This is a genomic window from Gordonia sp. X0973, from assembly GCF_013348785.1.
Classification (GTDB): domain Bacteria; phylum Actinomycetota; class Actinomycetes; order Mycobacteriales; family Mycobacteriaceae; genus Gordonia.
In genome coordinates, this window is sequence record NZ_CP054691.1 from 980,678 (window position 1) to 1,002,211 (window position 21,534).

Sequence of the window (21,534 nt, forward strand, 5' to 3'; positions counted from 1 at the left end):
TCTGGTCAGCGATGTAGATGCGGCACGCCGCCACGTATCGCGACTCATAGGCGGCGCGTGGGGCCACTCCGCCGCCGCGGCGGGCTTTGGACGTCGCGAACCGTGCCGCGGGCCATCGCGGTGAGACTCACGGCCCGCTAGCGCCCGGCGCTGTACCTGTCGCGAATTGCGTACCAACGATGCGCGATTCCGCGCAGTTTCTGGACTTGTTCGTTTGGGAGGCCCACACGCTCAGCTGTCTTGTAGGCCCGCCACCACATGCGTCCGTAATCGTCGGCTGTCGAAACGTCTGGTGCTTGACCATCAATCGGCGCAATGTCGGGAAAGCCTGATGGGACCTCAGGTGGAACTTTCGTCAGCGTGGGTAGTCCAGCAGCTTTCAATGCCATTGAGAGCCAGGCGGCCTTATCCAGTGCGCGTTGGCGCGTGACGGCCTGAATTTCTTGTTCGGTTGCAAGTCGAGTGACGGTGACGACTTCCAATCCTTCAACTTCACGCGGATCACCCGGCCCGAGGACCACAGCGGGCGCAGGTCCGTCATAGCCGGGAACGATGACGCGCATTCCACGTTGCGGAGCGATTGGAAGGTTCCAGAGGTACACGTACCCGTGTGCACCTGGGTCAGGGACTGGCCGATCGAGAGACCGAAAGGCGACGCTCACAAGCACTCTTTGTGAAGCAGGGCCTATTCTGGGGGCGAGTTCGGGACGCTCCACACGGGGAGCGTGCGACTCAACGACTGCAGCGGTCGGCATCTCCTCGCGAGTAACGAAGCCCGGCCAGGGCATTGCTTGCAAGACGTCGCGAATCACGGCCGCATGCATAGTGCCAGCCATATCGACGTTCCAGTCGATGACCGATCCTGGACCGACTTCTCTCACCCCAGCGGATACTTTCGCTCGCCATCGGTTCTTAAGGATGGAGCGCGGCACGTCGGCGACTATCGGATTGCCAGGGTCGGTGAGGGTCGCACCAACGGCGGTGGTCAAGGCGTGGCACAGTGCAGGATGCACCTGGAAGAACGGGGCTGTGGCCTCAGTCGTGAACGCCTTCTTGGTTCCCATGCCGCTCAGAATGCCCCACCGTCTGACATACCGGGACGAGATGCGTGCGCTCGTGGGCGACCGCACAGATCAAGGCTGTACGACGACGTCAAGAACGCCACTACCTGCATCGTTGTGGTGCCCCCACAGGGACTCGAACCCTGACCTGTATCGGTTTTAAGCCGACTGCCTCTGCCAATTGGGCTATGGGGGCGCGTGCAGGACGATACCGGCGGGTCGTCGAGATGAACATCTCGACCGCGTCGCTCACGACCCTCCCGGGCGGGCGCCGACGAGCCTATGGTTGAAAGTGCATATGACACCGTCGCCGACTCGAATCTGGAGGCCATCATGCGCGCAGTGAAACTCAGCAGCCCGGGAACTGTGACGTTCGAGGAGGTTCCCGTTCCGGAGCCGGGGGCGGGGGAGATCCGCGTCAAGGTGGCCGGCGCGGGACTGTGCCACTCCGACCTGCACGTACTCGACATGGGCGATGCGTGGCCGGCGTTCGGCCTGACGATGGGGCACGAGGGCGCGGGCATCGTCGACGCGCTCGGTCCGAACGCCACCGGACACAAGGTCGGCGATCCGGTGATCGTGAACGTCGTGTGGAGCTGCGGGAACTGTCGGGCCTGCGTCGAGGGCCGCGACAACGCGTGCGAGGTGACCGGCGGCCGCGACAGCTTCCCGACCACGCCCGGACTGAGCTGCGACGGTGCGATGGCCGAATACATGATCGTCCCCGTGCGACAGGCCCTTCCCCTCGGGGATATCGATCCGGTCGGCGCCGGACCCCTCACCGATGCCGGCCTGACCCCGATGCACGCGATCAACACGGTCAAGCACCGCCTCACCCCCGGCGCCACAGCGGTGATCATCGGCATCGGAGGCCTCGGCCACGTCGGCTTACAGATCGTGAAGGCCATCTCGGCCGCACGCGTCGTCGCGATCGACGCCGACGAGAAGAAACTCGAACACGCGAAGCAGCTCGGCGCCGACTTCACCTTCGCTCCCGGTCCCGAGACCGCGTCGAAGATTCTGGAACTGACCAACGGCTACGGCGTCGACGTGGTGCTTGACTTCGTCGGGGTGCAGCCGACCGTCGACACCGCGGCCGCCGTCATCGCTCCGGAAGGGCTGGTCCGGCTGGTCGGCCTGGGCGGCGGCGCATACCCCATGAACGCCGACGTCGCGGCACCGTGGGGTGTCGACGTCCAGCGCTCTTACGGCGGCACCCGTGCGGATTTGCTGGAGGTCTTGGCGCTCGCCGCGGCGGGCAAGATCCACCTCGACTACCAGACCTATCCGCTCGAAGACTTCCAGCAGGCCATCGACGACCTGCGGGCCGGGAAACTCGTCGGGCGAGCGATCCTCGTGCCCTGACTTTCGGTCAACCCAGCTGAGATCGACCCCGCTCGATGACCGATCCGACGCTCCCGGCGACGAGTTCGGTTCCGCCCGTCTCGATCCATGCTTTAGCGGTGTCGGCCTCGATGCCGAGTTGGCGCGCCAGATGGTCGTCGCGCACACGGTCGTAGGAGCGCAGGAGCGAGGCGACGGCAGATCGGTTGTTCGACGCGATGTCGGATGCCAATTTCTTGGCCGCCGGCAGCAGGTCGTCATGCCCCACCACTTCGGTGACCAAGCCGTGCTCATAGGCCAGCTGCGCGTCGACGAAATTCCCACTCAACGACATCCGCTTGGCGAACGCGAAGCCGACCATCTCCGGCAGGCGCGCCGTCAACCCCCACATGGGCATGACCCCGACGCGAGCGTGGGTGTCGGCAAAGCGGGCGCGGTCCGAGGCGATGAGGATGTCGCAGGCCAAGGCGATCTCCAGGCCGCCGGTGATGGCCGGTCCGTTGACGGCGCCGATGATCGGCTTGCTGATCGGCGCCCACGGATGCCCGACGGGAGCTTCCTCGATATCGAACTCCTCCCAGGCCTCGGATGAGCCGAACTGCTTGAGGTCCACCCCCGCGCAGAACGCCGGATCGGCACCGGTGAGGATGACGGCGGCGACCTCGTCGTCGGCCTCCGCATCGGCGATGGCCTTTTGCAGACGGCGGATCACCTCGGTGGTCAAGGCGTTTCGCGACTCCGGGCGGTTGAGTGTGACGACGAGTGTCGCCCCGTCGCGCTCGGTGAGAACCAGATCCTGCGCCATGTGCTCACCCTCCCACATCGCCGACCGTCAGTCGTCGAATCCGGCGTGCATCTCCCAGTAGAGGAGTTCGGCCGGCTCGACGACTTCGACGTCGGTGGCCGGTTCGCCGGTCAGGCGCACGGCGTCACCGCGGCCCAGCACGTCGTCGGAGCCGGTGAGCCGCACCCGGCCGGTCGCGACGAACAGGTGGCCGAACGGCGCCGCCGGAAGCGTCGCGGATCGTCCCGGTCGCAGCCGCGCGATGTGCAGGGACGCATAGCGGTTGGCCAGGCGAACGGCCGCGCCGACGCCGGGTCTTCCCGACGCCGCGACGACGAGACCGCCGTCGGCGAGGGGCGACGACAGGTCGGCCTCGGCATAACCGGGGGTCAACCCGCGGGCGTCGGGTTCGATCCACATCTGCACCACCCGCGTCGGCACCCGCGACGACCGCGGCATGGCGCTGCGCTCGCTGTGCGAGACGCCGGTCCCGGCGGTCATCCGCTGGAGCTGACCGGGTCGCAGCACTCCCGTGTTCCCGTCCGAGTCCCGGTGCTCGACAGCGCCCTCCAGGACCCAGGTCAGGATCTCCACGTCGGCGTGCTGATGACGGTCCAGGCCCTCGCCGGGATCGATCATGTCGTCGTTGTTGACCAGCAGGACGCCGTGCGCGTTGCCCGCGAGGTCGTAGTTGCCGGTCGCCGGGAAGGACTGCCAGGAGTCCAGCCACTCGTTGTTCCAATGGTGGCGCTGTGCCGCCGGGTGCACCGTGATCATTTCCCGTCCTCCTCCGGGGACTGCAGTCGGTTGAGAATGGCGACGAGGGCGCGCCCGTCGTCGGGGGAGAGGCGCTCGACGAACAGTTCCTCGACGAGTGCGAGGTGGTCGTCGGCCGCGGCGTGCAACGCGCGCAGACCGACGTCGGAGAGGCAAGCGAAACTGCCTCGACGATCGGCCTCGTCGCGCTCTCGGCATAGGAATCCCCGGTCGGCCAGCTTGTCGATCTGATAGGAGAGTCGCGACGACGAGAACACCATCGCCTGTGCGATCTCACTCATCCGCAGGCGCTGCCCGTCCGCGTGGGAGAGCAGTAGCAATACCTGGTAGTCGCCCAGGGTCAGCGAGTGTCGTCGGCGCAGATCCTCGTCGAGCCGAGTCTGGATCCGGGCCGAGACCTCGATGAACGGTTGCCACGCCACCCAGCGCGGATCGGTCGCACCCATCGCCGCCTCAGCGGACCACGTGCGGCATGAGCGCGTCCGGCGGGATCTGGCCGAGGCGCCCGGCCTGGTAGTCCTCGATCGCCTCGACGAGCTGCTGGCGGGTGTTCATCACGAATGGACCATAGGCGACGACGGGCTCGCGGATCGGCTGTCCGCCCAGGAGCAGCACCTCCAGCGCGGGACGGTTCGAGTCCTGCGACGCGTCGGCGGCGACGGTGATCGCCTCGCCCGCGCCCAACACCGCCAACTGGCCCTGGTGGATCGGGCGACCCTCCGCGCCGACGGTGCCCCGCCCGGACAGCACATAGACCAGTGCGTTGAAGTCGCGCCGCCACGGCACGGTGACGCTCGCGCCGGGTTCGACGGTCGCGTGGGCGAACGTGATCGGGGTGTGCGTCGCACCCGGACCGGCATGTCCGTCGATGTCGCCGGCGATCACCCGGATCAGGGCGCCGCCGTCGGGCGAGGACACCAACCCGAGGCCCTGGCCCTGCAGGTTCTGATACCGCGGCGCGAGGAACTTGTCGGCGGCGGGCAGGTTGACCCACAACTGGATGCCGTGGAAGAGGCCGCCGGATTCGACGAGTTCGGCCGGCGGGGTCTCGATGTGCAGGATGCCCGCGCCCGCGGTCATCCACTGGGTGTCGCCGTTCTCGATCAGGCCGCCGCCACCGGCGGAGTCCTGGTGCGCGAAACGCCCGTCGAGCATGTAGGTCACCGTCTCGAAGCCGCGGTGCGGGTGCCACGACGTGCCCTTGGGCTCACCCGGCTGGTACTCGACCTCGCCCATCTGGTCCATGTGGATGAACGGGTCCAGCGCCGCACTGCTCACACCGGCGAAGGCGCGGACGACGGGGAAGCCCTCGCCCTCGTAGCCGCGGGGCCCGGTGGTGATCGACGTGACCGGCCGATCGACGGTTTCCAAACCGGGCTCGCCCAATCGGGGCAGGGTCAGGGTGTCTGCGGTGATGGCTGGCATGACGGTCTCCTTCGGCCGATCTCAAAATAGCTCAAATTTGAGTTATCTGCTCGATGCAACCTGACCGGGGAGCGGTCTATTCCCGAAGTCGGTGCGCGGCCGCACACCGCGGAGCGCAAGAACGGTCGGGTGGTGGTCGCGCCGACCGGCCACACTTGAGTCATGGGTGGATCACGCGACCGGCTGCGCGAACTTCTGGATGCCGTCCTCGACGAGGAGAACCGCACGCTCGGGGACATGGCGGACGACGCCTACGCGTCGCCCTTCCACTTCACCCGCCAGCTGACGCGCGACGCCGGTGAGGCGCCGGTGGCGATGCGACGTCGGGTCATGCTCGAACGTGCGGCATGGCAGCTGCACCGCGGCAGCACCGTCACCGACGCGGCCTGGGCCGCCGGATACGAATCGGTCGACGGGTTCAGCCGCGCATTCGCGCGGGCCTTCGGCCACCCGCCGAGCAATCCCGCGGCGTCGCACTGGCTCCCCGCGCCCAACGGGATCCACTTCCACCCGCCCATGTCGCTGTGGGTCCATGCGAAGGAGACCACCATGAACCCGCTGACCGAACACCTCGTCGCACACGACCTCGACGAGACGCGCGAACTCCTCGACCGGGCGAAACAGGTGCCCGACGAGCAGTATCGCCGGGTGGTGCTGACCGACCACGCGGTGAACGACTGGGAGGGACCGGAGGGGTCGTTGGCGCAGGTGCTGCGCGGCATCGTGCGCGCCAAGGAGGCCTGGATCGCGGCGATCGAGGGCACCGAGTTCCCGTCGAACGGCGACGACGATCCGGTGGCGCTGATCGCCCGCCACGACGAGGTCGCACCGCGCTGGCTGGCGATGGTTCGCGACGTCGAACGCCGCGGAGCCTGGAACGACCGATTCATCGACGCACTCTGCGAACCGCCGGAGAGCTTCGTGCTCAGCGGCGTCATCGCGCATGTCATCACCTTCGACGCGGCGCGTCGTCACCTCGCCCGGCACCTGCTGCGGGTCGCGGGTGTCGATCCGGGCGACGGGGATCCGATCAACTGGGCCCGCCGCGTGCGGGGAGAGGAGCCGGGGCAGTGACGACGACGAACGGTGTGCGGGTCCACTACTACGCGGCGACGACGCTGGACGGCTTCCTCGCCGACCCGCACGATTCCCTCGACTGGCTGCTGCGCCAACCCCAGGACGAGGAGGGCTTCGGGCGTTACGACGACTTCATCGCGAATATCGGTGCCATCGTCATGGGCTCGACCACCTACGAATGGGTGGTGCCGCACCTTCTGCGCACCGGCGAACCCTGGCCGTATGAGATGCCCGCCTGGGTCATGACGACGCGGGATCTCACCCCGCTGGCCGGCGCCGACATCCGCGTCGCCTCGGGGGACATCCGGGTCGTCTACGACGAGATGGTCGCCGCGGCGGGTGGCAAAGACCTGTGGGTCGTCGGCGGGGGAGACCTCGCCGGACAGTTCGCCGACGCCGGTCTGCTCGACGAGGTCTTCGTCTCGATCGCACCGGTGACCCTCGGTGCCGGACGGCCGCTCCTGCCGCGTCGCTACGACCTGGAACTCCTCGAGACCGGGCGCAACGGCGCTTTCGTCTGCGCGCGCTACCGCTTCGCCGGCCCACTCGTCGAGGACCGCGCCTAGCTCGGTGGGTCAGTCTTGCGCCGCCCACAGGGTCGTGACGCCATAGCGTTCGAGTGTGCGGTCACCGGAAACCAGGACGAGGCCTTCGTGGGTCGCCTGAGCGACGAGCATCCGATCGAACGGGTCGCGGTGGTGCGGCGGTAATTGTGCTGCCGCCACCGCGTGTTCGTGGGTGATCGGCAGAGGTGTGAAGCCCTCGTCGGTGGCGATGTCGCCGAGGGAGGTGTCGGCGGCGAGCGTCAGCTTGCCGATCGCCTGCTTGATTCCGGCCTCCCAAATCGACGCGGCACTCACGAAGACTTCGTTCGACGGGGAGCTGATCGCGGTCCGGGCGACTGCCGGGAGCCTAGGGTCGTCGGCCAACCACCACAACAACGCGTGCGTGTCGAGCAGGCAGCCGGTCACCGGTAGAAGTCCGCGACGATCTCTTCGGGTGTGGTGTCGAAATCGTCGCTCACGACGAGCTTGCCCGCCAGCCGACCGGGTCGGCGGGGGACCTGCAACTCCGCATAGCGGATCAGCCTCGCGACCGGCTCGCCCGACTTTGTGATCACGACGTCGAGGCCGTCCTCCTCGTTGAGCTTCTTGATCAACTCGGACAGCGTCGTCTTCGCCTGATGCATCCCGATCCGCACGGTACTCTCCGTCATTAGCTAAGCTTAGCTAAGTCTGATGTGCGCGCAAGGGGTCGGCTAGCCCTGTCGGCCCTTGAAGCGCGGGTTGGCCTTGTTGATCACGTAGTTGCGCCCGCGCCGGCGGACCACCTGGGACCCGGGCTGCTTCTTGAGCGACTTGAGTGAGTTGCGGACCTTCACGAAGACTCCTTATCGACAATCGTTACCATTAGAGTATCGGATGTCGGAGCTGTGACGAGCAGGAGGTTCCTTTGCGGTCGGTCGATGTGCTCGCGGTCGTCGGGACATGCGCCCCGGAGCGCGCCGGGTTCGCCACCCGGCTGGCCGGCGGGGCGAAGCGGGCGCTTCTCCCGGCCGCCTCACTGGAGAAGGCGGCCGATCCGCTCGACGCCGCGGTGTCGACGGTGCGCTACGGCTCCTGGCAGACCGGGGTGGTCGTCGAGTTCCCCACGGCGACCGTCGTCACCGACCTGGTCGGCACGCTCGTCGGCGACGGCCTGCTCCTGACCGACGTGGTCTGCGTCGCCGATGCGGCGCATCTGCTCGCCGATCTGTGGTGCGAGGATTACGCGGTCCAACCCCCGCCGGGCAGGTGGGGGACCTATTTGGCGACAGCGAAACTGACCGTGGGCCAGCTCGAGTTGGCGTCGACGATCGTCCTGGTGAATTGGGCGGCCCTCCCCACGCCGGCATTGGCAACGGTCATGGGCCTCGTCAGTCATCTGAACCCCGCGGCGCATATCTGGCCGGACCCGGGGGAGGGCATCCCGCCGCTGGCCGGCGCTCCCTACGCCGTCGAACAGGGACGCCCGGGGTGGGTGGCGCTGCTCAACGACGAATTCCGCCCCCGGTTCACCGACACGCGGGTCGGCGCGCTGCGGTACGAGGGCATCCGCCCCTTCCATCCCGACCGATTGCAGACCCTCCTCGATCACCGGATCGAGCAGGGCGAGTTCGGCGCCGTCATCCGGTCATCCGGTTTCTGTCGGTTCGCGACCCGGCCGAACGTCGTGGCGCAGTGGGATCACGTCGGCGCGATGATCTCCTTCGAACCGATCGGCTTCGACGACGACCCCGGACGCGAGCTGCTGTCCGTCGGACAAGACCTGGCCTTCATCGGGATCGACCTCGACGACGAGGCCCTTGCCGTCGCCCTGGACGAGGCCGCTCTCTCGGACGGCGAGCTACTGGCCGGAGTGGCGGCGTGGCGCGAATACCCCGACCCGTTTCCGCAGTGGCCTACGGCGCGACGTCGCCCCAGTCGTTAAAGCCCGACGGCCGGTGCAACCCGAAGCTGGCGTGCTCGAACATCCCCCAACCCTCCCGCTGCGTGCCGTCGGCTTCGCGGCACACCGCGTGTCCGACGTGGTCGATGACGCCGTAGGGGATCCGGCCGGCGACGGCCGGATCGGCGAGGTCATAGGTGACGCGCTCGACGAAGCCCTCGCCCTTCCACTGCCCGTGGCCCCAATCCGGATCGCCGCCGTAGCCGCCGCCGACGTGCAGCGGGGTGGCGGCCGAGGCGTCGACCTCGATCGTCACCGGCCGGCCGTCGGAGTCGGTCGCCGAGATCGTCGCCCCCGTCGGCAGACGCGTGCCCGATCGGTAGTGGATCTGTACCCGCGGCCAGCCCAGTTGCTCGACCCGGCCGTCGGACCACACACGGGTGCAGTCGTTGAGCGTGCGGAACCCGGACGGGTCCTCCTGGATGATCAGCACCATCGCGAAGTCGTCGAAGGCCATCGGCACGTACAGCCACCACATGCCCTCGAACGGCGGATCGGCCGGGCGCCCGGCCGGTTCGGGTTCCCCGACGGGTCGGATACCCCACGACCGGTCGCGGGTGCCGATCCACGTCGACGGGTCGACGGCGATCTCCTCGTCGTCGACCACCAGCTTCCCCGCCCATGAGCCGACCTGGGCGAAGCGCTGCGCGTCGAGGGTGACCCGGCTGCCCTGGCGCATCAGGTGCCGCTGTTCCTGCACGACGTCGAACAGACCCTTCCAGGTGAGGTCGGCCGCGATGCCCTCGGTGGGCGCCAGCGTGACCCGAAGCTCCGCCAGCGGCTCCACCACGTCGACGGCCAGGGGGCCGACGTGCTGGTGGAGCCGGTCGTCGTCCATCGCGTCGGACAGCCGCACCACGGTGTGCCGCGCGCCGTCGCCGTCTTTGCGGTGGACGAGCACGAACGCGTCCTTCACCCCGAGGATCGGGTAGTAGCCGACGCCGATGACGACGAAGATCTCGCCGCTGCGGTCGTGGGCGCACATGTAGGAGCGGTCGTAGAAATTACGGTCCGACGTCGTGGGCCACGCGATCGGCAGCGGGGCCTGGTGGACGGGGAACTCGTCTGCCGGGGTGATCATCGGACCGCGACTCCGTCCCAGTAGGTGCCCTCGATCATGGCTGACAGGGTGTCCTTGTTGAGGATCATGTCGTCGGTGTTCGCCGGTTCCTCCGCGTGGCCGAAGTGGATCGCGCGGCTCTGCACGCGGAACAGGATGATCGAGTAGATCAGCGTCGCGTAGGTCAGGTAGAAGTCCATGTCGTGCAGCTCGACGCCGGCCGCCTCGGCGTAGGTGGCCTCGACGTCGGCGCGGCGCCAGAACGACGGCAATCCTTCGAGTCCGGCGAGATCGGCGATGTCCTGGAAGAAGCGGTGCAGTGCGATGCCCCAGGCGACGTCGAGTTCGCGCGGCGCGCGGGCCGCCATCTCCCAATCGAGGAAGGCGACCGGGGAGCAGTCGCGGTAGATGACGTTGCCCGGCCGGGCGTCGCCCCAGCACAGCACCGCCTCCCGCGTTGTCGGCAAATGGTCGTGCGCCCAGGCCAGGGCTTTCTCCAGCAGCGGCGACCCCGCCCGGTCCCGGGTGATCCAGGCGTAGAACTCGTCGATCCGGCGCAGATGCGCGGCCAGCGGCGATTCCCCGTCGCGGGGCGCTTCGAGCAGATCCGCGGGCAGCGGCGCGGCGTGGATGGCGGCCAGGGCCAGCACCGTCTCGTCCTGCAGCCGCCGTCGGTCGCGCTCGTCGGCCTCGGTCAACCAGGACCCGAAGGTATACGGCAGCACGTCGGGCGGGATCTCGCCGTCGACGCGGCCCATCACGATGAACGGCGCGCCGATCACCGTGGCGGAGGGTTCGCTCCAATACAGCGGCGGCACGGGAACCGTCGTGGTCGCCCCGACGTGTTCCATCAACCGGAACTGGTTGTCGAGGTCGTAGGAGCCGAAGATCGGGTCGCTGTCTGGCGACGGCGCGACGCGGATGACCAACGGGTGCGACTGCCCGTCCCACTCGGCGTCGACCATGACGGTCTCGCTCGACATCCCGTTCCCGTCGGGCAGGTTGATCTGTGCGATCCTCACCTGCTGCCCGACCTTTTCGGCGAGCCAGGCGGCCAGTGCCGACTCGATGGTCTCGGGGTCCAGCCGGGAGTCCGCGGGCCGGGCCAGGTCTGCGGAGTTGGCCGGGGCCGCGTCGTCGGGAATCGGTTGCGTATTAGCCATGTCCAGAATGAGAACACGTTCTAATTACTGCCCGCATGGATTCGGGCGGTTCGGTGCCTCTGGATCGCCTGACCCGGTCTTTTGACCAGGTCTTATGCCGACTGACCTGCCCGGTTTCGACGAGGTGTTGACGCCCTAACTTATCGACGATAACTTAACGTGGGTAACCAACTTGGGAGGCTTCCGTGGAACGACTCACCCGGCTCGTGCTCGCCGCGCCGAAATCCGTCCTCACCGGTGCCCTGGCACTGCTGGTGATCTTCGGCGTCTACGGCGCCGGTGTCGCCGGACACCTGTTGTCGGGCGGATTCGAGGACCCGCATTCGGAGTCCGCGCAGGCGAGCAAGATCCTCGAGAACGATTTCGAGCGCGGCAGCATCCAGGTCGTCTTCAAGATCGACGCACCCGGCCGTGACGTCACCGTCGACCCGCTCGTCGCCAAGATCGGCAAACCGCTGGTCGCCGAGATCAAGGGCTACGACTTCGTGCAGGACCCGGTGCTGTCGATCTGGACGGATCCGGCCGCGGCGAAGAACCTGATCAGCAAGGACAAATCGTCGACGCTGATCATCGTGCCGCTCGCCGGCGGGGAGAACGTCGCCCCCGGGCACGCCCAGGAATTGGCCGAGCGCTTCGCCGGGGAGCGCGACGGGGTGACGATCACCGCGACCGGGCAGGGCAAGGTCTTCGCCGACACCAACAAGCAGGTGTCCAAGGACCTGGCCATCGCCGAGGGAATCGCCATCCCGATCAGCTTCATCGCGCTGATCATCATCTTCGGCGGCGTCATCGCCGCAGCGCTGCCGCTGGTGGTCGGGATCTTCGCGATCGTCGGGACACTGGCCCTGCTGCGCGTGTTCGCCCTGTTCACCGACGTCTCCATCTTCGCCATGAATCTCGCGACGGCGATGGGGCTGGCGCTGGCCATCGACTACACGCTGCTCATCGTGACGCGCTACCGCGAGGAGGTGGCCGGCGGGCTGGATCGGCCAGCGGCGATCCGCCGCGCCATGTCGACGGCCGGTCGCACCGTGATGTTCTCCGCGGTCACCGTCGGGCTCTCCCTCTCCGGGCTGTTGCTGTTCCACCAGTACTTCCTGCGGTCCTTCGCCTACGCGGGTCTCGCCGTCGTCGTGGTCGCGCTGCTCGGATCGCTGGTCATCACACCGGCACTGCTCGCAGTGCTCGGCGACCGCATCGACGGGTGGGATCTGCGCAAGCCGATCCGCCGGCTGCTCGGGCGCCCCGAGCACGGCTTCATCCCCACCGAGCAGACCTGGTGGTACCGCTTCGTCCAGTGGGTCCTGCGCCGGGCCGCGCCGGTGGCACTGATCGTCACCGTCCTCCTGCTGGTCCTCGGGGCGCCCTTCCTCTCGATGAAACTCGGCTTCCCCGACGACCGGATACTCCCGACCTCGCAGTCCTCCCGCGTGGCGATGGACGAGATCCGTTCGGACTACGCGCAGAAACTCGGCGGCGAGGTCACCGTCGTGGTGACCGGGTCCACCGACCAGGCCGTCGACGACTATGCGGCCAAGCTTTCGGCGGTGAAGGGTGCCGACGCGGTCACCACGCCCGACGCGGTGTTCGCCGGTGGCCAGCCCGTCGGGCCGCGCCAATCCGACGACCGTCGCGGGGATCACCGCATCCTCACCGTGGCCAACAACATCAACCCGCTCGACGATCAGGGCAAACAGCTTCTGGCCGAACTGCGCGCGGTGCCCAAACCCGCGTCGGCCGACGTGAAGTTCGCCGGCATCGCCGCGTCCACCGAGGACACGGTCGCGTCGATATACCACCAGCTGCCGTGGGTGCTGCTGTGGATCGCGGTCGCCACGTTCATCCTGCTGTTCCTGTTCACCGGCAGCGTCGTACTGCCGCTGAAGGCACTGGTGCTCAACCTGCTCTCGCTCTCGGTGACCTTCGGGGCGGTCGTGTGGATCTTCCAGGAGGGCCACTTCGGCGCGCTGGGCACCACCGCCACCGGCTTCATCACCGCGACCATGCCGATCCTGATGTTCTGCGTGGCCTTCGGATTGTCGATGGACTACGAGGTGTTCCTGCTCGGCCGCATCCGCGAGGAGTGGCTCAAGTCGGACAAGACCACCGCCGACAGCGACCACGCCGTCGCTTACGGTCTGGCTAGCACCGGTCGCGTCATCACCGCCGCGGCACTGCTCATGGCGATCGTGTTCGCCGCGATGATCGCCTCGCAGGTGTCGTTCATGCGCATGTTCGGCCTCGGCCTGACGATCGCGGTGCTCATGGATGCGACGTTGATCCGCATGCTGTTGGTGCCGGCCTTCATGCGGCTGATGGGGCGCGCCAACTGGTGGGCGCCGGCCCCGCTGCGCAAGCTGCACGACAAGATCGGGCTGTCTGAATCGTGAGAACCGGAGTCGCCCGCTCATTCCCGCGGAGTACGGTGCGGTCGTGACGGCACGGCGGACCCGCTCTCCCCGCGGCTCCGGAGAGCAGCTGCGGGGTGAGATCATCGACGCGGCGGCGCGTCTGCTCGAGGAGCACGAGGACGCCGACGCGGTGTCGGTGCGAGCCGTGGCCGACGAGGTGGGCGTGAGTCCGCCGTCGATCTATCTGCATTTCACCGACAAGGACGCGCTGCTCGACGCGGTGTGCGGCCAATACTTCGACCGGCTCGACGAGGCGCTCGCCACCGCGATGGTCCAGTGCGACCACCCGTTGGACCACGTCGTGGCGCTCGGACGGACGTACATCCGGTTCGCCGTCGAGCACCCCGCGGCCTACCGCTTCGCCTTCGGCCACAACGGGACCGAGGGCACGCCGATGGTCGACGAGGCGCTGCGGGCCGCCGCCTTCCTCCGGTTGAGCGCGACGGTGCGCGAACTGGTCGATCTCGGCTGGTTCCCGGACATCGAGGCCGGGTCCGTGCCCGCCGCCGACACCGACGAGCGGACGATGCAGATCGCGTTGGAACTCTGGATCGTCGCCCACGGCGCCGCCTCGTTGATGATCGCCAAACCCGAACTGCCGTGGGGGGATGAACTCGACCTCGCCGAATCGGTGATGCGGGCCGTGCTCGTGGGACGCGGCTTGGTCCCGCTGACCGGTGCGCGGGTGGTCGGGGAGCAGATGGCGCGCTTCGTCGACGGACGCCGCGCCGCCACGCCGGATTGGGCGGATGACGCCGGGCGCCGCGAATAGTCAAGAAAGAGTAAAGTCGGAACTAATCGGCGGCTCGGAGCGTTTAACGCAATGATGGAGCCGACGAGCTTTCACCCAAACCCTAAGGAGCATGCTGTGCGAGAGTCCAGCAACCCCGTGATGCGCGGCGTCGTCCGCGACAACGAGAAGGCCGCGGCGCCGTACGCCGGCTTCAACCAGGCCATCCCCGGTGCGCAGAACGCGGTCCTCGACGCCGCCGGTCAGCCCACCTACGCGCCGGCCCCGGCCGGCCGCGCCCTGACCATCGACGACGTCGTCACCAAGACCGGCATCACCCTCGGTGTGCTGAGCGTCGTCGCCGTCGCCGCCTACGCGCTGATCGGCGCCAACCCCGGCCTCGCCTTGCCGGTGTGGGCGGTCGGCGGCATCGGCGGGTTCGTCCTCGTCCTGATCGCCTCGTTCGGGCGCAAGCAGGACAACCCGGCGATCGTGCTGAGCTACGCGGCCTTCGAGGGCCTCTTCGTCGGCGCCGCGTCGTACGTGTTCAGCCACTGGAACATCGCCGGTGGCACCGCTGACGGCGGGACCAACGCCGGTGCCCTCATCGGGCAGGCGATCCTCGCGACGATCGGTGTATTCGTCGGAATGCTCGTCGTCTACAAGACCGGTGCGATCCGCGTGACCCCGCGGTTCACCCGGATGCTCGTCGCCGGCCTGATCGGCGTCGTCGTCCTGGCCCTGGGCAACTTCGTGATCAGCCTGTTCACCCACCAGGTGGGCATCCTGCGCGACGGCGGCCCGATCGCCATCATCTTCTCGCTCGTCTGCATCGGCCTCGCCGCGTTCAGCTTCCTCGTCGACTTCGACCAGGCCGACCGCCTGATCCACGCCGGTGCGCCGTCGAAGGCCGCGTGGGGTGTCGCCCTCGGCCTGACCGTGACCCTGGTCTGGCTCTACGTCGAGATCCTGCGACTGCTGAGCTACTTCCAGCGCAACTGATCGACAGCACCAATAACGCGCGGCCCCGAGGAGATCCTCGGGGCCGCGCGTTATTGGTTGTCGGGGGAGATCAGCTCAGGCGCTCGAGCACCATCGCCATACCCTGACCGCCACCGACGCACATCGTCTCGATGCCGAAGGTCTTGTCGTGGGTCTGCAGGTTGTTCAGCAGGGTCGTGGTGATGCGGGCACCGGTCATGCCGAACGGGTGGCCCAGGGCGATCGCGCCGCCGGACACGTTCAGCTTGTCGTGGTCGATGCCGAGCACGTCGGCCGAACCCAGCACCTGCACGGCGAAGGCCTCGTTGATCTCGAACAGGTCGATGTCGGAGATCTGCTTGCCCGCGGTGCGCAGCACCTTGCGGACCGCCTCGATCGGGCCGAGGCCCATGATCTCGGGCGAGAGCCCGGTGGCCGCGGTGGCGACGATGCGCGCCAACGGGGTCAGTCCCAGCTCCTTGGCCTTGGTGTCGCTCATGATGACCAGGGCGGCGGCGCCGTCGTTGAGGGGGCAGGCGTTACCCGCGGTGACGGTGCCGTCGGGGCGGAACACCGGCTTGAGCTGGCTGATCTTCTCGTAGGTGGTACCGGCGCGCGGGCCGTCGTCGGTGCTCACCGTGCTGCCGTCGGCCAGCGTGATCGGGTCGATCTCGCGGGCGAAGAAGCCGTTGTTGATGGCGGCCTCGGCGCGGTTCTGGCTCAGCACGCCCCAGCGGTCCTGGTCCTCGCGGGAGATACCGGTGTAGGAGACGACGTTCTCCGCGGTCTGGCCCATCGCGATGTACACGTCGGGCAGCAGGCCCTCGTCGCGCGGGTCGTGCCACTTGCCGGCGCCGCCCTCGGCGGCCTTCGCGGTCCGCGCCTCGGCCTCGTCGAACGCGGGGTTCTTCGAGTTGGGCAGACCGTCGGCGGCACCGGAGATGCCGAAGGAGGAGACGCTCTCGACGCCGCCGGAGATGAACACGTCGCCCTCGCCGGCCTTGATGGCGTGCAGCGCCATCCGGGTGGTCTGCAACGACGACGAGCAGTAGCGGTTGACCGTCACACCGGGGACGTGGTCGAGGCCGAGTTCGACGCCGATCACGCGGGCGATGTTGTAGCCGCCCTGGCCGCCGGGCTGACCGATGCCCCAGTGGATGTCGTCGATGTCTTTCACGTCGAGCTGCGGCACCTTGCCGAGCGCGGCGGCGACCATCTGGCGGCTCAACTCGTCGGGGCGGACGTCCTTGAGGGACCCCTTCCCGGCGCGGCCGATCGGGGAGCGGGCATGGGCGACAATCACGGCTTCTGGCATGCGGTCAGACTACCCTCCGGCATTCAGCGCCCGGGAACCGATGGCACCAATCGCTTGATGCGGTTGACCAGCCGTCGCGACTCGGCGACTTCGGACACTTCCGGCGGCGACGGCAGCGGTCCGCCCCACTCGCCGACGGCGTCGAGGACCTCCGGCATCAGGATGCTCGCGGCCAGTGCGTATCCGGCCGCCGAGGGGTGGTAGTTGTCCGGCGAGAACATGTGCTCGGGGCGCGCCAGGAACTCCTTGGCGAGGACGTCGGCGAGGGGGACCGCGCGACCGCCGTGGGCGCGGACCGCGCTGCGTTGCGCTGCGGCCAGGCGCAGGCTGTACTGCCGGATCACCCAGCGCAGCGGCTGTGGGATCGCGGTGACGACGCCCAGGTCCGGACAGGTGCCGACGACGACCTTCGTGCCGACGTCGACGAGCTGCTGGACGGCCTCGCCGAGCCGGTTGGCCGAGGCATGCACCCGGTTGACCGCGGTGACGTCGTTGGCGCCGATGAGGATGACCGCGACATCGGGCCGCGACCGGGCGATCAGCGACGCGTCGATCTGCGCGGCCAGCCCTTTCGACGTGGCCCCGACGATGGCCTTGTTGCTGTAGCGCACGACCTTGTCGGTCTCGCGGACCAGATTGCGCACGATCTGCACGCCCGGGGTCTCCTCGGCGGTGTCGACCCCGAGCCCGGCCGCCGTGGAATCCCCGTACACCGCGAGATGCAGGTCCACCTCCATCCCGCGATGGAACGGAACCGGACCGCTTCCGTCCGGGAAGTAGACGCCGTCGCCGTTGGGGGCGGCATCGGTGCGGTGCGGGATGATCTGTCTGGCGTGCGCGGCCTGCGAGTTCAGGTAGCTGTACGCGGCGTAGGAGGCGGCGGCACTTGCCCCGGCGGCGACGACGGTGGCCCCGACGTCGCGAAGCAGCCGGTCGGCCTTCTCGTGCGGATCAGCGGGCGGCACAACAGAAACTCTACTGCGTTGCGCTCATCGTGCTCGGCAACCCGGACCCGGTGCGCCCGTGACCCGCCCGGGTGCGACCATAGAGGTATGCGCATCGCCAATCACGTGATCGACTTGGTCGGCAACACACCGCTGGTCAAGCTGAACTCGGTCGTCGAACCCGGATCGGGGATCGTCGCGGCCAAGATCGAATACCTCAACCCGGGCGGCAGCTCCAAGGACCGCATCGCGGTCAAGATGGTCGACGCGGCCGAGCAGGCCGGTCTGCTGAAACCCGGCGGGACCATCGTCGAACCGACGTCGGGCAATACCGGCATCGGGTTGGCCCTCGTCGCCCAGCAGCGCGGCTACAAATGCGTCTTCGTCTGCCCGGACAAGGTCAGCGAAGACAAGCGCAACGTACTGCGCGCCTACGGCGCCGAAGTCGTCGTCTGCCCGACCGCGGTCGCACCCGAGCACCCGGACAGCTACTACAACGTCTCCGACCGGCTGGCGCGCGAGATCCCCGGCGCGTGGAAGCCCAACCAGTACGTGAACCCGGCCGGTCCGGCCAGCCACTACGAGACCACCGGCCCCGAGATCTGGCGCGACACCGACGGCAAGGTCACGCACTTCGTCGCAGGGGTCGGCACCGGCGGGACCATCACCGGCACCGGCCGCTACCTCAAAGAGGTGTCGAACGGCGCGGTGAAGGTCGTCGGCGTCGACCCGGAGGGCTCGGTCTACTCCGGCGGCACCGGTCGCCCCTACCTGGTGGAGGGCGTCGGCGAGGACTTCTGGCCGGAGGCCTACGACCCGAGCGTGCCCGACGAGATCATCGCCGTCTCCGACGCCGACTCCTTCGAGATGACGCGCCGACTCGCGCGCGAGGAGGGCTTGCTCGTCGGCGGGTCGTGCGGCATGGCCGTCGTCGCCGCGCTGCAGGTCGCCAAGCGGGAGGGCCCCGACTCGCTCGTCGTCGTCCTCCTGCCCGACGGCGGCCGCGGCTACCTCGGGAAGATCTTCAACGACGAGTGGATGAGCAGCTACGGCTTCCTGCGTTCCACCCTCGACGGGGAGGACCCCGCCGAGCCGACGGTCGGCGACGTGCTGCGCGGCAAGTCCGGCCAGCTGCCCGACCTGGTGCACACGCACCCGCAGGAGACGCTGCGCGACGCCATCGAGATCCTGCACGAATACGGGGTCTCGCAGATGCCGGTCGTCGGGGCGGAGCCGCCCATCATGGCCGGTGAGATCGCCGGCGCGGTCAGCGAGCGCGATCTGCTCGACGCGGTCTTCTCCGGCAAGGCCAGTCTCGCCGACGCGGTGTCCGAGCACATGGGGCAGGCCTTCCCGCTGATCGGCGCTGGGGAGCCGGTGTCGGCCGCCACCAACGAACTGAGCAAGTCCGACGCGCTGATGGTCGTCGACGACGGTAAGCCCGTCGGCGTCATCACCCGCCACGATCTGCTCGCCTTTGTCACCACGAATCCCACCGTCGGAGGAAAGAAATGACCGGCCAGTCCGAGCAGGATCAGTACGGGTTCGCGACGTGGGCGATTCACGCCGGCTACGAGCCCGACCCGCAGACCGGCGCGGTCAACGTCCCGATCTACGCCAGTTCCACCTTCGCCCAGGACGGCGTCGGCGGGATGCGCGACGGATTCGAATACGCCCGCACCGGCAACCCGACGCGGCGCGCGCTCGAGGCCAACCTCGCCGCGCTCGAGGGCGGGCGCTACGGGCGGGCCTTCTCGTCGGGGATGGCCGCCACCGATGCGACGCTGCGCGCGATGCTGCGCCCGGGCGACCACCTGGTCATCCCCAACGACGCCTACGGCGGGACGTTCCGACTCATCGACAAGGTCTTCTCGCAGTGGGGGATCACCTACTCGGTGGCCGCGGTCAACGACGTCGACGAGGTGCGCGCCGCGATCACCCCGAAGACGAAGCTCGTGTGGGTGGAGACGCCCACCAACCCGCTGCTGAACATCGGCGACATCGAGGCGATCGCCGCGGTGGCCCACGACGGCGGCGCCAAGCTCGTCGTCGACAACACCTTCGCGTCGTCGTATCTCCAGCAGCCGCTGGCGCTCGGTGCCGACATCGTGCTGCATTCGACGACGAAGTACCTCGGCGGGCACTCCGACGTCGTCGGCGGCATCCTCGTCACCGACTCCGCGGAGACCGACGAGGCCGTCGCCTTCCTGCAGAACGGTGCGGGTGCGGTACCCGGGCCGTTCGACGTCTTCCTCACGCTGCGCGGCATCAAGACGCTCGGCGTGCGGATGGACCGGCACTCCGACAACGCGGAGAAGGTCGTCGAATTCCTCGCGAAGCATCCGAAGATCGAGAAGGTGCTGTACCCGGGGCTGGCCGACCATCCCGGCCACGCCGCGGCGGCCAAGCAGATGCGACGCTACGGGGGCATGGTGTCGGTGCTGGTCGCGGGTGGTGCCAAGGGTGCGCAGGATATGTGCGCGGGTACCAGCGTGTTCACCTTGGCCGAGTCGCTCGGCGGCGTCGAGTCGCTGATCGAGCACCCGGCCGCGATGACCCACGCGTCGACGGCGGGCTCGCTGCTCGAGGTGCCCGAGAACCTGGTGCGCCTCTCCGTCGGCATCGAGGACGCCGACGACCTCGTCGCCGACTTGGACAAGGCACTGTCGTAACCGCTTACGAGCATCCCGACTACGCGCGCGCCGCGGGTGACGCCGCCGACGAGGGGCGTCCGCGCCGCGGCGGCCCGACGCTGGTGGGCATGGGCCTGCTGCTCTGGCTGGTCGCGATGGTCTACTCGTTCCTCCGGCCCAACCTGTGGGTGCTCGACTGGGTCGCGCTCACCGCGGCATGGATCCTGTTCCTGCTCGGGGTCGCGCTCATCGTCGTCGGACTCATCCGTACCCGCTCACTCGTCACGACGGTGGCCGTCGGCCTCGTGGTCGTGGTGGTCAGCGCGACGATCGGCTCGTGGTGGCAGCTCTCGCCGCGCGGCTGGTTCTTCGTCAACCGGCCGATGTTCAACGCGGCGCTGGCGACCGACCCGGGCAGCGAGTACTACGGCGCGCGGTTACCCGTGCCGCTGCGGTACCTCAGCATCGAGGGTCGGGTTTCCGGCGGGTACGGGGAACAACGCGATACCCGCTTCTTCGCGCAGTGGATGGGTGTCCCCGACGATGCGGGCGGCTACCTGCACTCCCCGTCGGGTTCGCCAGAGGGTTTCGACATGTACGGCATGATGTGCCGCAATCCCGTGTCACTCGGCGGCGACTGGTGGATGTGTGGGATGCGCGACTGATCGTCGGCAGGTCAGCTGAAGTGCTTTTCCGTATCGCTCTTGACGGTGCTGAACGCGGCCGCGGCGATGGGCGAGGACAGGAAGCCGGGCAGCGACAGGCCGCTGGTGCGCAACGCGAACTTCCAGACGATTCGCGTGCCGCCGCCGGCGTCATCGGCCGGGGTGACCTCGGTGTACTCGCCGAAGTTCTTCAACCCGGGCACCGAGGCGACCTTGCCGTAGAAGGCGTGTCGATACCGGTGCTGCTCGGGATCCTCGTCCCAGATGAAGAACTGCTCGTTCAAGGTGACGACCCCGGGCGAGAGCACCGCGGTCCGCGTCGTCTTCGCGTTGTACGGCGCCGGGCTGGTGTAGGTGACCTTTTTCAGCGCCCGGCACCAGTCGAGGGTGTCCTGCCTGGTGAACTCCCGCCAGACGAAATCGGTGTCGGCGGGAACGACGATATCGATGACGTAGCGCACCGGCGCCTCGTCGAAGAAGGACTCGGTGATCGGCTGCAGCGCATAGGGCATGGATGCAGTGTATCGACGTACAAAGCCGCCGAGTGCGGATAGCATTCGGGGACTGTCCCCGTAGTAGGAGGTGCCATGCGCGTCAGCTTCCGAATGATCGGGAATTGTTCTGCAGCAATACTTCTCGCGTTCGCCGCGGCCTGCGGTACCAATGACGGAGAGGGT

The 21,534-nt window shown here is 68.2% G+C and carries 23 protein-coding genes and 1 tRNA gene; 10 read left to right on the top strand and 14 right to left on the bottom strand.

All coding sequences use genetic code 11. From position 1 onward, the window contains the following. Window positions 1-137 precede the first annotated feature (137 nt). Window positions 138-1,064 carry a hypothetical protein gene (locus HUN08_RS04830; protein WP_124247807.1) on the bottom strand — a complete coding sequence of 309 codons (927 nt, stop codon included), beginning with the start codon at window positions 1,062-1,064 and terminating at the stop codon, window positions 138-140. A gap of 115 nt (window positions 1,065-1,179) precedes the next feature. After that, window positions 1,180-1,257, bottom strand: a tRNA-Leu gene (locus HUN08_RS04835). 137 nt (window positions 1,258-1,394) lie between these two features. On the opposite strand from HUN08_RS04835, the gene HUN08_RS04840 reads away from it, so the two are divergent. Continuing rightward, window positions 1,395-2,426: an alcohol dehydrogenase catalytic domain-containing protein gene (locus tag HUN08_RS04840; RefSeq protein ID WP_124247808.1), complete on the top strand. Its 1,032-nt coding sequence runs from the start codon at window positions 1,395-1,397 to the stop codon at window positions 2,424-2,426. A gap of 7 nt (window positions 2,427-2,433) precedes the next feature. Here HUN08_RS04840 and HUN08_RS04845 read toward each other — a convergent pair whose 3' ends face one another. From HUN08_RS04845 to HUN08_RS04860, 4 genes are read right to left on the bottom strand one after another with little or no spacing between them, the layout of a single operon-like run. Beyond that, window positions 2,434-3,210, bottom strand: coding sequence for an enoyl-CoA hydratase (locus HUN08_RS04845; RefSeq protein ID WP_124247809.1), 777 nt, complete (start codon window positions 3,208-3,210; stop codon window positions 2,434-2,436). A gap of 27 nt (window positions 3,211-3,237) precedes the next feature. After that, complete coding sequence (locus HUN08_RS04850; RefSeq protein ID WP_124247810.1) at window positions 3,238-3,966, bottom strand: pirin family protein; 729 nt, start codon at window positions 3,964-3,966, stop codon at window positions 3,238-3,240. Then, a complete protein-coding gene (locus tag HUN08_RS04855) occupies window positions 3,963-4,412 on the bottom strand; it encodes a MarR family winged helix-turn-helix transcriptional regulator (RefSeq protein WP_124247811.1) in 450 nt (149 codons plus the stop codon). Before HUN08_RS04855 ends, HUN08_RS04850 begins: the two co-directional genes overlap by 4 nt. A 7-nt stretch (window positions 4,413-4,419) precedes the next feature. After that, window positions 4,420-5,391 (bottom strand): pirin family protein, encoded by a 972-nt coding sequence (locus HUN08_RS04860; protein WP_124247812.1) that lies wholly within the window; start codon window positions 5,389-5,391, stop codon window positions 4,420-4,422. A 162-nt stretch (window positions 5,392-5,553) separates the two neighbouring features. Here HUN08_RS04860 and HUN08_RS04865 point away from each other — a divergent pair, with 162 nt between their 5' ends. Both HUN08_RS04865 and HUN08_RS04870 read left to right on the top strand, forming a co-directional pair. Beyond that, on the top strand, window positions 5,554-6,465 hold the full coding sequence (locus HUN08_RS04865; RefSeq protein ID WP_124247813.1) for a helix-turn-helix domain-containing protein: 912 nt from the start codon (window positions 5,554-5,556) through the stop codon (window positions 6,463-6,465). After that, the gene (locus HUN08_RS04870; RefSeq protein WP_301546893.1) at window positions 6,462-7,034 is read left to right on the top strand and encodes a dihydrofolate reductase family protein; all 573 of its coding nucleotides are present in this window, start codon (window positions 6,462-6,464) and stop codon (window positions 7,032-7,034) included. Before HUN08_RS04865 ends, HUN08_RS04870 begins: the two co-directional genes overlap by 4 nt. Window positions 7,035-7,043: 9 nt before the next feature. Here the strand turns inward: HUN08_RS04870 and HUN08_RS04875 are convergent, their stop codons facing one another. Genes HUN08_RS04875 through ykgO form a run of 3 tightly spaced genes read right to left on the bottom strand, consistent with a single transcriptional unit; the run spans window position 7,044 to window position 7,849 of the window. Next, window positions 7,044-7,439, bottom strand: a complete 396-nt coding sequence (locus tag HUN08_RS04875; RefSeq protein WP_124247814.1) for a type II toxin-antitoxin system VapC family toxin — start codon at window positions 7,437-7,439, stop codon at window positions 7,044-7,046. Next, window positions 7,436-7,684: a type II toxin-antitoxin system Phd/YefM family antitoxin gene (locus HUN08_RS04880; RefSeq protein WP_124247815.1), complete on the bottom strand. Its 249-nt coding sequence runs from the start codon at window positions 7,682-7,684 to the stop codon at window positions 7,436-7,438. Before HUN08_RS04880 ends, HUN08_RS04875 begins: the two co-directional genes overlap by 4 nt. Window positions 7,685-7,726: 42 nt before the next feature. Further along, a complete protein-coding gene (ykgO, locus tag HUN08_RS04885) occupies window positions 7,727-7,849 on the bottom strand; it encodes a type B 50S ribosomal protein L36 (protein ID WP_124247816.1) in 123 nt (40 codons plus the stop codon). Between the two features lie 71 nt (window positions 7,850-7,920). Here ykgO and HUN08_RS04890 point away from each other — a divergent pair, with 71 nt between their 5' ends. Continuing rightward, window positions 7,921-8,937 (top strand): GTP-binding protein, encoded by a 1,017-nt coding sequence (locus HUN08_RS04890; RefSeq protein ID WP_124247817.1) that lies wholly within the window; start codon window positions 7,921-7,923, stop codon window positions 8,935-8,937. On the opposite strand, the gene HUN08_RS04895 is transcribed toward HUN08_RS04890, so the two are convergent. Then, window positions 8,909-10,036 carry a hypothetical protein gene (locus HUN08_RS04895; RefSeq protein ID WP_124247818.1) on the bottom strand — a complete coding sequence of 376 codons (1,128 nt, stop codon included), beginning with the start codon at window positions 10,034-10,036 and terminating at the stop codon, window positions 8,909-8,911. The genes HUN08_RS04890 and HUN08_RS04895 overlap by 29 nt on opposite strands. Next, window positions 10,033-11,178, bottom strand: coding sequence for a phosphotransferase family protein (locus HUN08_RS04900; RefSeq protein ID WP_124247819.1), 1,146 nt, complete (start codon window positions 11,176-11,178; stop codon window positions 10,033-10,035). The genes HUN08_RS04895 and HUN08_RS04900 overlap by 4 nt, the downstream gene beginning before the upstream one ends. A 185-nt stretch (window positions 11,179-11,363) precedes the next feature. Here HUN08_RS04900 and HUN08_RS04905 point away from each other — a divergent pair, with 185 nt between their 5' ends. From HUN08_RS04905 to HUN08_RS04915, 3 genes are all read left to right on the top strand, one after another. Further along, entirely contained in the window at window positions 11,364-13,568 is a 2,205-nt protein-coding gene (locus HUN08_RS04905; protein ID WP_124247820.1) for an MMPL family transporter, read from the top strand. Between the two features lie 43 nt (window positions 13,569-13,611). Continuing rightward, window positions 13,612-14,361, top strand: coding sequence for a TetR/AcrR family transcriptional regulator (locus HUN08_RS04910; RefSeq protein ID WP_124247821.1), 750 nt, complete (start codon window positions 13,612-13,614; stop codon window positions 14,359-14,361). Between the two features lie 96 nt (window positions 14,362-14,457). Further along, a complete protein-coding gene (locus tag HUN08_RS04915; RefSeq protein WP_124247822.1) occupies window positions 14,458-15,321 on the top strand; it encodes a Bax inhibitor-1/YccA family protein in 864 nt (287 codons plus the stop codon). Between the two features lie 70 nt (window positions 15,322-15,391). Here the strand turns inward: HUN08_RS04915 and HUN08_RS04920 are convergent, their stop codons facing one another. After that, window positions 15,392-16,615 carry an acetyl-CoA C-acetyltransferase gene (locus HUN08_RS04920; RefSeq protein ID WP_124247823.1) on the bottom strand — a complete coding sequence of 408 codons (1,224 nt, stop codon included), beginning with the start codon at window positions 16,613-16,615 and terminating at the stop codon, window positions 15,392-15,394. 23 nt (window positions 16,616-16,638) lie between these two features. Beyond that, the gene (locus tag HUN08_RS04925) at window positions 16,639-17,580 is read right to left on the bottom strand and encodes an SGNH/GDSL hydrolase family protein (protein ID WP_124247824.1); all 942 of its coding nucleotides are present in this window, start codon (window positions 17,578-17,580) and stop codon (window positions 16,639-16,641) included. Between the two features lie 87 nt (window positions 17,581-17,667). Here HUN08_RS04925 and HUN08_RS04930 point away from each other — a divergent pair, with 87 nt between their 5' ends. The 3 genes from HUN08_RS04930 to HUN08_RS04940 all read left to right on the top strand — a co-directional run bounded on the left by HUN08_RS04930 (window position 17,668) and on the right by HUN08_RS04940 (window position 20,857). Then, window positions 17,668-19,074 (top strand): cystathionine beta-synthase, encoded by a 1,407-nt coding sequence (locus HUN08_RS04930; RefSeq protein WP_124247825.1) that lies wholly within the window; start codon window positions 17,668-17,670, stop codon window positions 19,072-19,074. After that, window positions 19,071-20,231 (top strand): cystathionine gamma-synthase, encoded by a 1,161-nt coding sequence (locus HUN08_RS04935; protein ID WP_124247826.1) that lies wholly within the window; start codon window positions 19,071-19,073, stop codon window positions 20,229-20,231. Before HUN08_RS04930 ends, HUN08_RS04935 begins: the two co-directional genes overlap by 4 nt. An 89-nt stretch (window positions 20,232-20,320) precedes the next feature. After that, on the top strand, window positions 20,321-20,857 hold the full coding sequence (locus HUN08_RS04940) for a hypothetical protein (RefSeq protein ID WP_124247827.1): 537 nt from the start codon (window positions 20,321-20,323) through the stop codon (window positions 20,855-20,857). A gap of 11 nt (window positions 20,858-20,868) precedes the next feature. Here the strand turns inward: HUN08_RS04940 and HUN08_RS04945 are convergent, their stop codons facing one another. After that, window positions 20,869-21,369: an SRPBCC family protein gene (locus HUN08_RS04945; RefSeq protein ID WP_124247828.1), complete on the bottom strand. Its 501-nt coding sequence runs from the start codon at window positions 21,367-21,369 to the stop codon at window positions 20,869-20,871. Between the last annotated feature and the right edge of the window lie 165 nt (window positions 21,370-21,534).